The sequence below is a fragment of the Halohasta salina genome (genome assembly GCF_024178165.1).
Taxonomy (GTDB): domain Archaea; phylum Halobacteriota; class Halobacteria; order Halobacteriales; family Haloferacaceae; genus Halohasta; species Halohasta salina.
Genome location: NZ_JAMZIE010000002.1, coordinates 251,279 through 264,093 on the forward strand (window position 1 = coordinate 251,279; position 12,815 = coordinate 264,093).

At 67.7% G+C, this 12,815-nt stretch carries 13 protein-coding genes; 5 read left to right on the forward strand and 8 right to left on the reverse strand.

Annotated features, from left to right (window positions below; translation table 11 throughout):
• Window positions 1–82 precede the first annotated feature (82 nt).
• The 3 genes from NKJ34_RS05275 to thiE are packed head-to-tail and all read right to left on the reverse strand — an operon-like array spanning window position 83 to window position 2,510.
• Complete coding sequence (locus NKJ34_RS05275; protein WP_253737231.1) at window positions 83–940, reverse strand: hypothetical protein; 858 nt, start codon at window positions 938–940, stop codon at window positions 83–85.
• A 45-nt stretch (window positions 941–985) separates the two neighbouring features.
• Entirely contained in the window at window positions 986–1,825 is an 840-nt protein-coding gene (thiM, locus tag NKJ34_RS05280; protein ID WP_253737232.1) for a hydroxyethylthiazole kinase, read from the reverse strand.
• The gene (gene thiE, locus NKJ34_RS05285) at window positions 1,818–2,510 is read right to left on the reverse strand and encodes a thiamine phosphate synthase (protein WP_253737233.1); all 693 of its coding nucleotides are present in this window, start codon (window positions 2,508–2,510) and stop codon (window positions 1,818–1,820) included. Before thiE ends, thiM begins: the two co-directional genes overlap by 8 nt.
• A gap of 104 nt (window positions 2,511–2,614) precedes the next feature.
• On the opposite strand from thiE, the gene NKJ34_RS05290 reads away from it, so the two are divergent.
• Window positions 2,615–4,033, forward strand: a complete 1,419-nt coding sequence (locus tag NKJ34_RS05290) for an MATE family efflux transporter (protein ID WP_253737234.1) — start codon at window positions 2,615–2,617, stop codon at window positions 4,031–4,033.
• Window positions 4,034–4,043: 10 nt separating this feature from the next.
• Here the strand turns inward: NKJ34_RS05290 and NKJ34_RS05295 are convergent, their stop codons facing one another.
• Together NKJ34_RS05295 and NKJ34_RS05300 are read right to left on the reverse strand one after the other, a co-directional pair.
• Window positions 4,044–4,682 (reverse strand): dienelactone hydrolase family protein, encoded by a 639-nt coding sequence (locus NKJ34_RS05295; RefSeq protein WP_253737235.1) that lies wholly within the window; start codon window positions 4,680–4,682, stop codon window positions 4,044–4,046.
• A 69-nt stretch (window positions 4,683–4,751) separates the two neighbouring features.
• The gene (locus tag NKJ34_RS05300) at window positions 4,752–5,711 is read right to left on the reverse strand and encodes a diacylglycerol/lipid kinase family protein (RefSeq protein ID WP_253737236.1); all 960 of its coding nucleotides are present in this window, start codon (window positions 5,709–5,711) and stop codon (window positions 4,752–4,754) included.
• Between the two features lie 171 nt (window positions 5,712–5,882).
• Here NKJ34_RS05300 and NKJ34_RS05305 point away from each other — a divergent pair, with 171 nt between their 5' ends.
• Complete coding sequence (locus NKJ34_RS05305) at window positions 5,883–7,613, forward strand: hypothetical protein (protein WP_253737237.1); 1,731 nt, start codon at window positions 5,883–5,885, stop codon at window positions 7,611–7,613.
• Window positions 7,614–7,857: 244 nt separating this feature from the next.
• The gene (locus tag NKJ34_RS05310; RefSeq protein ID WP_253737238.1) at window positions 7,858–8,241 is read left to right on the forward strand and encodes a response regulator; all 384 of its coding nucleotides are present in this window, start codon (window positions 7,858–7,860) and stop codon (window positions 8,239–8,241) included.
• 42 nt (window positions 8,242–8,283) lie between these two features.
• Here NKJ34_RS05310 and NKJ34_RS05315 read toward each other — a convergent pair whose 3' ends face one another.
• Entirely contained in the window at window positions 8,284–9,348 is a 1,065-nt protein-coding gene (locus NKJ34_RS05315; RefSeq protein WP_253737239.1) for an NAD(P)/FAD-dependent oxidoreductase, read from the reverse strand.
• A 101-nt stretch (window positions 9,349–9,449) separates the two neighbouring features.
• Between NKJ34_RS05315 and NKJ34_RS05320 the strand changes: the two genes are divergently transcribed.
• The gene (locus tag NKJ34_RS05320; protein WP_253737240.1) at window positions 9,450–10,130 is read left to right on the forward strand and encodes an HAD family hydrolase; all 681 of its coding nucleotides are present in this window, start codon (window positions 9,450–9,452) and stop codon (window positions 10,128–10,130) included.
• A 181-nt stretch (window positions 10,131–10,311) separates the two neighbouring features.
• The gene (locus NKJ34_RS05325) at window positions 10,312–11,172 is read left to right on the forward strand and encodes a DUF4397 domain-containing protein (RefSeq protein WP_253737241.1); all 861 of its coding nucleotides are present in this window, start codon (window positions 10,312–10,314) and stop codon (window positions 11,170–11,172) included.
• 20 nt (window positions 11,173–11,192) lie between these two features.
• Here the strand turns inward: NKJ34_RS05325 and NKJ34_RS05330 are convergent, their stop codons facing one another.
• Together NKJ34_RS05330 and NKJ34_RS05335 are read right to left on the reverse strand one after the other, a co-directional pair.
• Window positions 11,193–11,942 (reverse strand): SIMPL domain-containing protein, encoded by a 750-nt coding sequence (locus NKJ34_RS05330; RefSeq protein ID WP_253737242.1) that lies wholly within the window; start codon window positions 11,940–11,942, stop codon window positions 11,193–11,195.
• Window positions 11,943–12,068: 126 nt separating this feature from the next.
• Window positions 12,069–12,776: a DUF1405 domain-containing protein gene (locus tag NKJ34_RS05335; RefSeq protein WP_253737243.1), complete on the reverse strand. Its 708-nt coding sequence runs from the start codon at window positions 12,774–12,776 to the stop codon at window positions 12,069–12,071.
• Window positions 12,777–12,815: the final 39 nt, after the last annotated feature.

Below are 12,815 nucleotides of genomic sequence, written 5' to 3' on the forward strand. Positions count from 1 at the left end.
GCCACCGTTCATCAGTCGATCACAAATAACTGTTCGAATGACACGATGGGTTCGGTGGGTGGGGTCGGCAACGCACCCACAGTTACGACGACAACAGGTCCCGAAACCCGTCGACGACCGAGGGATCCTGTTGTACACCGTCCTGTCGTGGGAGATATCGATCCAACGCCTCGACGACGGCCTCCAGATCGTCGACGCTGGCTCGGTCGTAGGCGATCGTGCCGAACGGCCAGACCGAGCCGTACAACAGCAGCGCGTCGTCGGTGCATTCGTAGCCGTCGAACGTCGACCACGGGAGGAACCCGAAGGCCGTGATCAACCCGTCGTCGACGAGTTCGTAGCGGCGGTGGCGCTGGCTCGCCACGAGATGCCCGAACAGCAACAGGCCGACCAGTGCCCAAAACGCCGCCAGTAGCCGCCCGCCGGCCGTGCCGACGAGGATGGCGACGACGAACGCCGCGGTCGCGCCGGCAACCCGCATCGCCCGGACCCACGTAGCTTCGGGTCGTTTCGTCGCCCGCCAGACGAGTCGGTGGTCGGTCGCGGCCCGCGAACGCTCAACGACGGTCCGGTCGGCGACGTAGCCGACGAGAAACGCCGCCAGAAAGCCGGCGACCCCACCGACGCCGAACGGGACCGCAGCGAGGAGCCCGGCGATGAGACTCACCGGAAACGCCGCGATCATCGTCGCTCCCGCAAGGCCCAACAGCCCGCCGAGTTCGGTGCCGTTGCGGAACCGCTCGGCGGGGTCGGCCAGCCGCGGGATGCCGACGGCAGCCCCGCCGGCACCGACGGCGAACAGCCCCACGACGACGCCGGCGTCGACGGCGGTCAGCCCGCCGTCGAACGGGCCGCCGATGAGATATGCCACCGGCGGCGCGGCTGTACAGGCGGTCCACACCCCCAGCAGTGCCCCGAGGCGACCGACGAGGGAACGCATAGCCGAACGTTCACTGCGAAGAAGAAAGTAGTTCCGGACGACAGGTCAGTCGACGCGTTCGATCCGCTCGCTCGGTTCCGAATCGAGGTCGACCGCGCCGTCGCCGGCGACTTGCCAGACGGTATCGAGGAGGTTCGTCTTGTAGCTCGCCGGGCCTTTGTGATCGAGGGCGGCGGCTCGCTCGCCGATCAGCCCGAATGTGAGGGTGGCGTGAAGCGCCGCCGTCAGCGGGTCCTCGACGCCCCCGCAGAACGTCGCCACGGTGCTGCCGAGCAGACAGCCCGTGCCGACGACCTCGCCCATCATCTCGTGGCCCGCCTCGACGCGGTAGGCCGCCTCGGCGTTGGCGACGACGTCGACCGAACCGGAGGCGACGACGACGGTGTCGGTCGACGCCGCCAGCGCTCGGGCGGTCGCCTCGATCTCCTCGTACTCGCCGACTGACTCGACGCCCTTGACCTCGGCCTCCGCGCCCGCCAGCGCGGTGATCTCGCCGTAGTTGCCCTTGATCGCCGCGAGATCAGCCTTGTCGACCAACTGCTCGACGAGGTCGTTACGCGTGGGCGTCGACCCCATCCCGACCGGATCGAGGACGACCGGAATCCCGCGCTCGCTGGCCGCGCGGCCGGTCTCGACGAGCGCCTCGTTGATCGAGGCGTTTACTTGGCCGGTGTTGAGCAGGACCGCATCGGCGGCCTGCGCCATCTCCGGACCATCGTTCGGCCCGTCGGCCATCACCGGCAGCGCCCCCCAATTGAGGGTGCTGTCGGCCAGCGCACTGATCGTCACGCGGTTGGTGAGATGCTGGACCAGCGGCTCGGCCGCGCCGACGGCGGCGATCGAGTCGGTCAGTGCGGCCGCCGAGCAGTCGGGGGCGTCAGTCATCGCTGGCGTCGACGGGTTCGGCCGTCGCCTCCTCGCCGTCGCTGCCCGTCGCGCCGTCGACGGCCGCCCGGAGATCGGCCGTGGCGGCTGCCGGGTCGTCGGCTGCGGTGATCGCGCTGATGGCCGCCACGGCGTCTGCCCCTGCCTCGATGGCTGCCGCGGCGTTTTCGGGGGTGACCCCGCCGATGGCGACGACCGGAATCTTGACCGCATCGGCGATGTTCGCGAGGGTGTCGAGCCCGAGCGCGTCGTCGACCGATTCGGCGTCGGCCTTCGAGTCGGTGCCGAACACCGCCCCGACCCCGAGGTAGTCCGCGCCAGTGATCGCCGCGAGTCGGGCCTCCGAGACCGTCGCGACCGACGCGCCGATGGTCGCCTCCGGACCGAGGATCTCGCGGGCCGCCGAGACGGGGAGGTCCGACTGGCCGAGGTGGACGCCATCGGCCCCGACTGCGTGGGCGAGGTCGACCCGGTCGTTGACGATGAGGTCGACGCCCGCGTCGGTGGTCAGGTCGCGGATTTCACGGCCCAGCTCGTAGCGTGTCTGGAGGTCGGTCCCCTTCTCGCGGAGTTGGACGGCGTCGACGCCGCCGTCGATGGCTGCCTCGACGATCTCGGTCGTCGACCGGCCCTTCGAGAGCGACGCCTGCGTGACGAGGTAGGTATGCCACTGGTCGGGATCCATGACTGGTCGTTCAGCGTGGTGACTCAAGCGGGTTACGGTATCGTGTAGCACCACCCCAGCGGCAAAACCAACAGACGCAAGCACCGGGAGTCGAAGGCCCGTGTATGGATCGGCTCCGCCGGCTGCTGGCGTTCGTTGCCGCCCTACTGGAGCGGGCCGGCATCATCGAACGTGGCCGGCTCCGCTCGACCGTCGACCTCGCGTGGCCCCGCGTGGTCACCGGCTTTGCGATCATGTCGAAACAGACCGCCGACCTCGCGATGGTCGGGATGGTGCTGGGTGCGCCCGCGGTCGCCGGGCTGGCCTTCGCCGGGGCCTACTGGACGCTCGGCAAGTTCGTCGCCATCGGCCTCGCAGGGGGGACGGTCAGCCTCGTCTCCCAGAACTACGGCGGCGACGAGGCCGGCCGAGCGGCGCTGGTGGTCAAACAGAGCGTCTGGATCGCCCTCCTCTTGGCGGTGCCGGTCGTCGGGGGGTACGTCGCCTTCGCCGGCCCGCTGATCGGCCTGCTGAGCGACAACGCCGCGGCCGTCGGCTACGGCACGACCTACCTCGCGGTCGTCGCCCCCGGCCTCGGCTTCGAGTTCCTCAACATGATCGCCAGCCGGACCTACGCCGGGGTCAGCGACACCGTCACGCCGATGGTGGTCCGGGCCGGCGGCGCGGTCGCCAACGTCCTCCTCAGCGGCAGCCTGATCTTCGGCTTCGGGATGGGCGTGACCGGCGCGGCCATCGGGACGGCAGTGTCGACCGGGCTCGTCACGCTGGTTTTTACGTGGGGGATGTTCGGCCGCGAGTACTTCGGCCGCGGGGCGAGTCCGGTGGCCCTGTCGGTCGACGGCCCGCAGGTCGACCGCGAACTCGCCGGCCAGTTGGTCCGGGTGTCGACCCCGCTGGTGGCCCGCCGGCTCGCACAGGGGTTGGTCGTCTTTCCCCTCCTCGGTATTGCCGACCGCTTCGGGCCGGAAGCTGTCGCGGCCCTCGAGGTCGGTCGCCGCGTGCGAAACCTCGCCAACAGCGTGACGTGGGGGTTTTCGATCGCCGCGAGCACGCTCGTCGGCCAGCGACTCGGCCGCGGCGAGGAACGCGACGCCGGAGCCTTCGGCAGTGAGATCATTCGGCTGTCGCTGGTCGTCTACCTCGTTGTCGCCGCCGTCGTCGCCGCCTTCGCCGGGCCGATCGCGGGCGTGTTCGTCGACGATCCCGCCGCGGTCGGCCTGACGACCGAGTTCGTGATCGTGGCGGCGGTGAGCGTGATCCCGTTGGGCGTCGGCGGCTCGGTAACGGGTGTGCTCAGAGGGGCCGGCGACACCCGCGTTCCGTTCTACGCCTCGCTGATCGGTCTCTATCTGTGTGCGCTGCCGACGGCCTATCTGGGCCTCGTAACCCCGCTCGGCGTGACCGCGCTCTATCTCGCACTCGTCGTTGAGACGACCGTGCCGGCGGCGATCATGCTCCGGCGGTTCCGCACCGACCGCTGGAAGGCGGTCAGTCGGGCCTACCGTCCCTCGGCCGATGACTGAGTCGACCCCGCTACCGGAGTTCGGCGGCGAACCAGTCGGCAGCCACGTCAGCGACTTCCGCTAGTTCACCCTCTCCCGAAAAGAGGTGACCGGCTCCCGCAACGACGTGAAGCTCCGTCTCGCAGGCTAACTGCGCGTCGGCCTCGCGGTTCAGATCGAGGACTTGGGTGTCGTCGCCACCGACGATCAGGAGCGTCGGGCTCTCGACGTCCGCGAACACGTCACTGGCCATGTCGACCCGACCGCCGCGGGAGACGACAGCATCGATGTCCTCCATGCGGGCGGCTGCCTGAAGGGCTGCGGCCGCGCCGGTGCTGGAGCCGAACAGCCCGACGGCTGACCCGGTGGCCGCCTCCCGTGCATCGAGCCAGTCGACCGCGCCGACCAGCCGGTCGGTCAGCAGCGGGATGTCGAATCGGTTGGCTCGGACTCGATCCTCTGCCTCGGTCAGAAGGTCGAACAGCAGCGTCCCGAGGCCGCGGCTGCGGATCACTTCAGCGACGTAGTTGTTCCGCGGGCTATGGCGGCTTGATCCGCTGCCGTGGGCGAAGACAACGATACCTGGCGCGTCGTCGGGCACGGCGAGCTTACCGTCGAGGGTCACGTCGTCGAGTTCGATCTCGACACGGGATTCGGTGTGCTGTGCCATGCTGTGACTAGGTAATCGAGTGGCATTACCGTAGGGATCGGTCGACTCGCTGGAAGAACCGGTCCGGTATTATCGGGGTGCTGGCTCGTAGCCCTCGCCGACCGCGACGCGGAGCGACCGCGGGCGGATGCGGAGCGCAAGCCGACTGCGGCGGACGATCTCGCCGTCGAGGCTGAACGCGACCGGCCCGTCGTCGACGGTGATATCGATCGCTGCCACGGTGTACCGGGCGGTCCACCGGCTTTCACGGTTGAACAGCCGCTCGGCGGTCGCGGTTTTCAGCAGTCCGACCGATCCCCGGTCCCTAACGAGGGTGATATCGAACCGTCCGTCCTCCACGTTCGCTTGCCGGCTGCCGCTCGGGGGGAACCGCCGGGCGTTGCCGATGAGGACGCCGACGGCCTCCCCAGCCCACACCGGACGGCTGTCGGGCTCGTCGTACATCTCGACGGTAATGCGGATGTTGTCGAAGCTGCGAACGGTTCGAAGCGTCGACAGCAGGTAGGCCGCCGTCCCGAACCGACGTTTCAGCTCGCGGCTCGTCGCGGCGCTGGCTTCGGCGGTCAGCCCGCCGACACAGGAGTTGACGAACGGTCGACCGTCGGCGAACGCGAGGTCGATCCGACGGCGCTCGCCGCGATCGAAGACGTCGAAGGCCTGCTCGATGCCGGTGACCCCGATGTTCCGGGCGACGTTGTTCCCCGTCCCGCAGGGGACGACGCCGACGGTAACCTGGTTGAGCCCCCCGGTGGCCGCGACGCCGCGCACCACCTCGTTCAGCGTGCCGTCCCCGCCAGCCGCGGCCACGAACGTCGTGCCCCCCGCGACCGCCTCGCTGGCGAGGTCGACGCCGTGGCCCGCGTGGTCGGTCTCACGGACCCGAAACCCGTGGTCGGCTGCCGCCGCCCGGACCGCCGGAACGTGGTCGCCGCTACCGCTCACCGGGTTGCAGACGACGACCGGCCTGTCGGTGCCGCGTGGAACCATTCGGGAGCCGACCGCGGGGCCACGGAGGGTGACGGCGGGCATCCTCAAGACAGTTGTTGCCGGCGGAGTCGCAGGCGCGGCCGATCTCGGGCTCGGTCGACTCTCGGGCTCGGTCGACTCTTCACTGTCTTCGAGTCTCCCCCGAGCCGACCTATCTTTCAGTCGGGAATCAGAGCTAAGTAATTCAGCGGCGGCCGTACTAGACGGATAATTATGAGCAATACAGACACCGGTCCCCGTAATATCACGACCGATCACGAGACGATCAGGGAGTGGGTCGAAGACCGGGACGGGCGGCCTGCAGGCGTCCCCGGAGAGACCGACGACATCGCCGGGAGCCTCTATATCGTCAAGGAGGGAGAGGCGATAGAGGGGCTCGAACCGATCTCGTGGGAGGCGTTCTTCGAGACGTTCGAGGACGGGGGGTTGGCCTTCGTCTATCAGGATCGGGACGTCGGCGAGGCCGACGACTGGCGCTACGACCTGATCGACCGCGAAGAGGTCGCCGAACGGGCGTCGCTGGAGACCACCGACGTCGAGCAGTCGCTGCTCGACGGCGAGGTCGTCCGGAGCGAACTCACCGAGACGAAAGTCATCGAGACGACGGTCGTCGAAACCGACCGGATCGAAAGCGAGGTCGTCGACAGCGAGATCGTCGAGCGCAATCCCGTCGACCGCGAGACGCTCACCCGTGAGGTCATCGGCGTCACTTTCGCGGACGCGCCGGCCGATCTCACGCCGCGGCTTCGATCGGAACCGACCGACGAGCCGCCGGCCGCCGCCGACGGTTCCGATCACGACCCGACGACCCCGGAGGACAGCCCGGTCGACGAGCCGGCCGACAAGACGATTCCGGACCCGCCGGTCGAGCGCCGATCGACCGACCGCGAGGAGGCCAACCGAACGGCGACGAGTCAGGAGTCGATGAAGCGGGACGCAACCGGCCAACAGCCCGGCGACCGGCGGGCGAACAAGCGCCGAGCGGACGCCGACTCGTCGGCCGATCGACAGCCCGAGGACACCGTAACCGACCGCCAGCCGGTCGACGAGACGACCGCCGAGCCCGCGACCGGAGGAGCCGATGCGGAGCCGGCAGTGGGGCTGGCAGTCGGCGACGGCGTCGTCCTCGAGGTCCACGACACCGTTCGGACGACCACCGAGCTGTTCGACCGCAAAACCGTCGAGAGCCGCGTCGTCGACCGGGAGATCACCGAGGCGGATACCGTCGAGAGCGATGCGATTGACATACAGGGGATCGAAGAGAGCCTCCTCGAAAGCAGTCTGATCGAGGGGGAGATCGTCACCGGTGAGACCGATGAGGCCGACACCTCGGCGGCGAGCCTGCCGAGCGGGGCGATCGAAAGCGAGCGAACCGAGGGCGAGACGGTCCACAGCCAGTTCGTCGAGCGCCGACTCGTCGAGACCGAGTCGACCGAACACCGCCAACTGACGTGTGACATCGCCGAGCATCTGCTGGCCGATACCGTCGACAACCGGCGTACGGTGGTCGAGCGAGCGATCGTCGACCGGGAGGCCGGCGAGGAGGTCATACTCCAGCAGCCCGAAGCGGGCGTCCGGACGACCGACGAGACACCGGCTACCGAGGAGTCCGCGACGCCGACCGCCGGAGCCGACGCGGAACTGGCGAGCGAGCCCGGCGGCGACGCAGGCGAAGCGGGGTCGACCGCCGACGAAGCCGCAGCGAAGCAGGCGCTCACCGACGACGAGATCGGCAAACAGGTGATCTCCGGCACCAAAGACATCGGGGTCGTGAGCGACGTCGACGCCGAAACCCAGACGCTGTACGTCGACCCCGAGCCGAGCCTCGCCGATCGGGTCAAAGCTGCCCTCGACTGGGGCGATACCGACGAGGACAGCTATTCGGTCGGTGCGGACCAAATCCAGGCCGTCGAGGACGACGAGATACGGATCTCCGACCGCTGAGGCGGCGTCAGTCCGCACGAACCCGACCCGTCGACCGGCCGGGAGTTCGTCCGCTCGCGGAACTCGGTCCCCGCCGACGCACGGAAGTCGACCCCCAGGGGAGAGTCTCGCGAACAGCGTGTAATTGGAATCCTATCTCACTAAATAGCAAGCAACTAATATTAATAATAGAAATATCTAATCAAAACTTCTGGAAGAAGTGTAATGCAGTAACTACTATATATCCACCCGATAATCCCAAAGCATGAGCGACCGGGCACTCGTCGTCGACGACTCCTCGTTCCAGCGGACTATCGTCTCGAATACCATCGAGGAGTGGTTCGAAATCGTCGCCACCGCCGAAAACGGGAAAGAGGCCATCGACCAGTTCAAAGAAGAACGGCCGGATGTCATCACGATGGACATCATGATGCCGGAGATGGACGGCATCACCGCCGTAAAGAACATCAAGGAGATCTCTCCGGAGACGATCATCGTGATGGTCACCAGCGTCAAACAGAAACAGAAGATGCGGGAGGCCGCCCGTGCAGGGGCCGACGGCTACGTCACGAAACCGGTCAACACCGAAAAACTCCGCGAGGAGTTCGCCGACGTCCTCGACTGGCCCGCCGCGAGCCAACAGAAGTAGCTTCGGTACGCTCGTTGCTTCGGTTGCCGATAGCGGATGGTTTCAGCGGTCGACGAGCAGCGCCTCGGCAGTGTCGACGCCGTTCCAGAACGCCTGGTGGGCCCGTCCCTCGCCGACGAGCCAGTCGCCGGCGAGGAACAGCGACTGCCCACGGAGGGCGTCGACGATCCCGTCGTCGAGACCGGCATCCGGCAGGGCATACCGCCAGCCTTGATCGTCGACCCAGCCCGGCTCGGCGAGCCGGTCGTCGTCCAGCAGGTCGGCGACCATGCCGGCGGCTTCGTCGGCCGCCGAATCGAGAGGGTCGTCGTAGTGGGCGGTCGACCAGTCGGGGGCCATCTGGACGACCAGCAGGCTCTCGCCGTCGGGGACGTGGCCCGCCTTACAGGATTCCCGTGCCAGCCACCCGATGGGGTGGTCGCGGTCGGTGTTGACCAGCGCGTAGAACGGGCGGTCGATCTCGAAAGGATACTGGAGGACTACGGTTCGGATCGTCCGGAACGGCACCTCGCGGACGGCCTCGGTCGCCCCCTCGATTGTGGCCGCTACGTCGCTTTCAGCGTCCTCGACGGCCGTCGACGCCAGCAGGTCGGCGGTCTGGGGGGCCGGCGGCGTGAGGACGACCGCCTCGAAGGGACCGTGACTGTCGCCTTCGGTGTCCGACAGCCGCCAGCCGTCGGCCGTCCGGGTGAGACCGTCGACGCGAGTGGTCTTGTGGACCGTGGCGTCGGTCTCGTTCAGGACGCGCTTAGCGAACTGGGTGATCCCCTCGGTCCACGTCCACTTGTGCGCCTCCCGGCGGTCGCCCGGCGAGATCTCGCCGTCGGCGTCGAACGTCCAGACCGGTTGGTCGATGTCGACCAGTCCCTCGTCGCCGAGCTCGCGGACCAACTCGTCGGTCCGGTCGCCGCCGTCCTTGATGTAGTTCGCGCCGTGGTCGTAGCGACAGCCGTGCTTGCGGCGGGTCGCCGCCCGGCCGCCGACGCCGCGGCTCTTCTCGAGGATCGTCACGTCGACCGGCTCCTCGCGGAGTCGGTACGCGACGCCAACACCTGCCAGTCCTGCGCCCACGATACAGACCTCGCCGTCGCCCGTTGCTGCTGCCATACTCGCTGTACGGTGGCCACGGGCTAAAATCCCCGTTCCATCCCGTGTTCTCGCTGCCGCTGTTGCACACAGTTTTCCCCCTACCGTTCATTGATTCCGATATGTACGATGCGGTGATATTCGATAACGACGGGGTGTTGGTGTCACGGACACCCTACGACGTGCTGCAGGAGGCGACGTGGGCGGCGTTCGACGCCGCCGGCGTCGACGACCCCGACCCGGCGCTCGTCGAGTCGCTGGCGGTCGACGTCTCGCCCGCGGACGTTCGGGCGGTCTGCAGTAGGTACGGGCTCGACCCTGAGGCGTTCTGGGCGCGGCGAGATCGGCTGTCGGCCGAGCGCCAGCAGGCCGAGGCCCGCGCCGGCCGGAAAACCCCATACGAGGACGTCGCGGCCCTCGATCGGCTGTCGGTCCCGGCGGGGATCGTCAGCTCGAACCAGCAGTCGACCGTCGATTTTCTCGTCGAGTACTTCGGTCTCGGCTCCTACTTCGGCGTCGCAGTCGGCCGCGAGCCGACCCTCGAAAGTCTCGTCCGAAAGAAGCCCGCCGCCTACTACCTCGATCGCGCCGTCGAAGCCCTTGGTGCGGAGTCGCCCCTCTTCGTCGGCGACAACGATTCGGACGTCTTGGCGGCCGCTAACGCCGGCATCGACTCCGCGTTCATCCGCCGACCTCACCGTCGCGACCACCAGCCTTCGCCGACGCCGACCCACATCGTCGACGACCTCCACGATGTCGTCGGACTCTGCCGGCCGTCCACCCAGTCGATGACCCACGACTGAGGTCGTGTGCCTCCGTCTGAACTGATGTGACTCTGATATTTTTCTCGCCGCTCCGTCAGTATCGCCGAACCCACCATCATATATAAAGAATTGAAAAGGGACTCGTCGGTCGATATCATAATAATCGCTGAATCTGTCGAATAATTTATGTATTTGTCACTCGATTGTGTTTTCGAACCATATGGCAACACACACACGACGGAGACTACTGAAGACGGTCGGTGGCGTCGCGGTGGTCGGTAGCCTGGCCGGCTGTGCGGACACCGGCGGCGACGGCAACGAGACCGAGGAACCGGCCGACGGAGAGCCGGCTGACGAAGAACCAGCCGACGGCAACGAGACCGAGGAGCCGGCCGACGAAGAGCCGGCCGAGGAGGACGTCGCCGGCGTCCGCGTCGCCCACCTCTCGCCGGACGCGCCGAACGTCGACGTCTACGTCGACGGCGAGCCGGCCTTCGAGGACGTCGCCTTCCGGGACGTCAGCGAGTACGCCGAACTCCCGCCGGCGACCTACGACGTGCAGATCACCGCCGCGGGCGACGAAGAAGAGGTCGTCTTCGAGGATTCGATCGAGGTGTCGGCGGCCGACTACACGATCGCGGCGATCGGCGAGATCGGCGAGGAGAACCAGCCGTTCGCAGTCGAGGTGTTCGAGGACGACCTGAGCGATCCCGGCGAGAACGCCCGGATTCGGGGGATCCACGCCGCCCCCGACGCGCCGGCAGTGACGGTCACCGACGCCGACACCGGCAGTGCGCTGTTCGAAGACCTCGCGTTCGGCGAAGACCAGACCGGCGAGGCCCCACCCAACGAGTACACTCTCGAAGTCCGGCCGGCCGACGCCGAGGCCGACAGCGAGCCGGTCGCCAGCTTCGACGTCCCGGTCGAGGCCGGCACCGTCTACACCGCCTTCGCGGTCGGCTACCTCGAACCCGACGATGCGCCGGCCGACGAGCCGTTCGACCTCGAAATCGTCGAGGACAGCACCGGGACCGACGCCGGCGGAGCCGACGGCAACGAATCGGACAACGAAACCGCCTGATCCCGTCGGCTCGGCCCCGCTCAGTCGAGCCGGTAGCTCACCGTCGCGGTCGCTCGAACCGTAACGTCGTCGGGCTGGAGGTCCGTAGACCGGCCGGCGGCGTCGTCCTCGGCGGTCTCGTAGACCGGCGAGATCCGGTCCCGGTCGGTGTCGACGGTCACGACGTCGCCGACCGAGGCGTCGACCTCGCCGGCAACGAATTCGGCTTCGGTCCGGGTGGCTGCCAGCGCCGACTGGAGCGCCTCCTCCCGGAGTTCGGCCTGTCGCTCTTCCGAGAGCGTGTAGGCGATGCGGCCGATGTTGTCGGCTCCCGCTTCGATCGCCGTGTCGACGATGTCACCGGCGGCATCGGCGTCGTCGACCTCGATCCGGAAAGCGTGGCTCCCCACGTAGGCGGGTTCGGACGCGTCGGTGTCGTCGGTCGGTTCGACAGGTCGCCGGTCGGTCCGCTGGCGGATGCTGAACCGGTCGGTCGTGATCGATTCGGCGTCGACGCCGGCGGCCTCTAGGGCGTCGGTCAGGCGCTCGGCGCGCCGCGACAGTTCGTCGCGGACCGCCGTCTGACTGTCGCCGGAGGCCTCGATGGCCGCCCGTACCACGGCCATATCCGGCTCACCAGTGACCTCGCCCGATTTGCTCACCGTGATCGTCCGTTCGCTGCCGGTGTCGCTCCCGCCGCCTGCACCGCCGACGCCTGCACCGCCGAGACAGCCTGCGACGGCGGCCGCCACGACCGCGCCAGTGCCACCGAGGAGTTGTCGCCGTTTCATATCCGGATAGATGCCGGCAACGGATATGAAGCGTCCCATGAGTGAAACGGGCGTTTGGTCGGCCAACTGTCGACAGTTCGCTACCGGGGCGCTGTTAGTCGATGGCTACTGCCGAGTAGCCACCAGCTACCGTCCCGGCTGTTCGTCGACGGCCGGCCGGCGTTCGAGTCGGGTTGCGAGGGCCCAAAACAACGGGGCGATCGTGAGGACGACCGCTCCCCACGCCGCCAGTTGGAAGGCCGACGCGCCGAGGGCGATCTCGGTCGTGTATTCGACGGGGATCGTCGTGTGATGTGGGTCGCCGACGATCGGGATGAAGTAGTCGACTGTCAGGTCGACGGTGTACCACAGGGTTGCGAGGCCGACCGCCGCAACCGGGAAGTCGGTAATCCGGTGGAGGACGAACGCTTGGACGACCATCGCCAGATGGCTCACAAGCAGGAAGGCGTACATCGGGACGGCAGTGAACTCCAGGAATGCATCGCTGAATACGACCAACACCCACGGCGTCCAGAGACCGAGTTTGATGTTGCCGAAAAAGGCAAGCGCGGTCAGGTAGTCGTTTTCGCGGCCGAGGGCCCACAGCGCGAACGCGCCGGCGATAAACAGGGTCGCTACGGGGCTGTCGGGGACGAAGAGCCACATCTCGGGTGGGGTCTGGGAAAACTGTGGGAGGTAGTACCAGAACCCGAAAGCCGTTCCAGCGAGGTTGACCGCGACGACGAGCCAGACCAGCCGCAGGCCGAGGGTTTCGAGCGGCTCGGGGACCGGTGCGAGCCAGCCCGGTAGCCGGTCGACCGGCGGGCGGTCGGGATCGTTCTGCATAACGTCCATACGGGCTATTCAGTCGTCGACAGAATAAGTAGTCGGGAC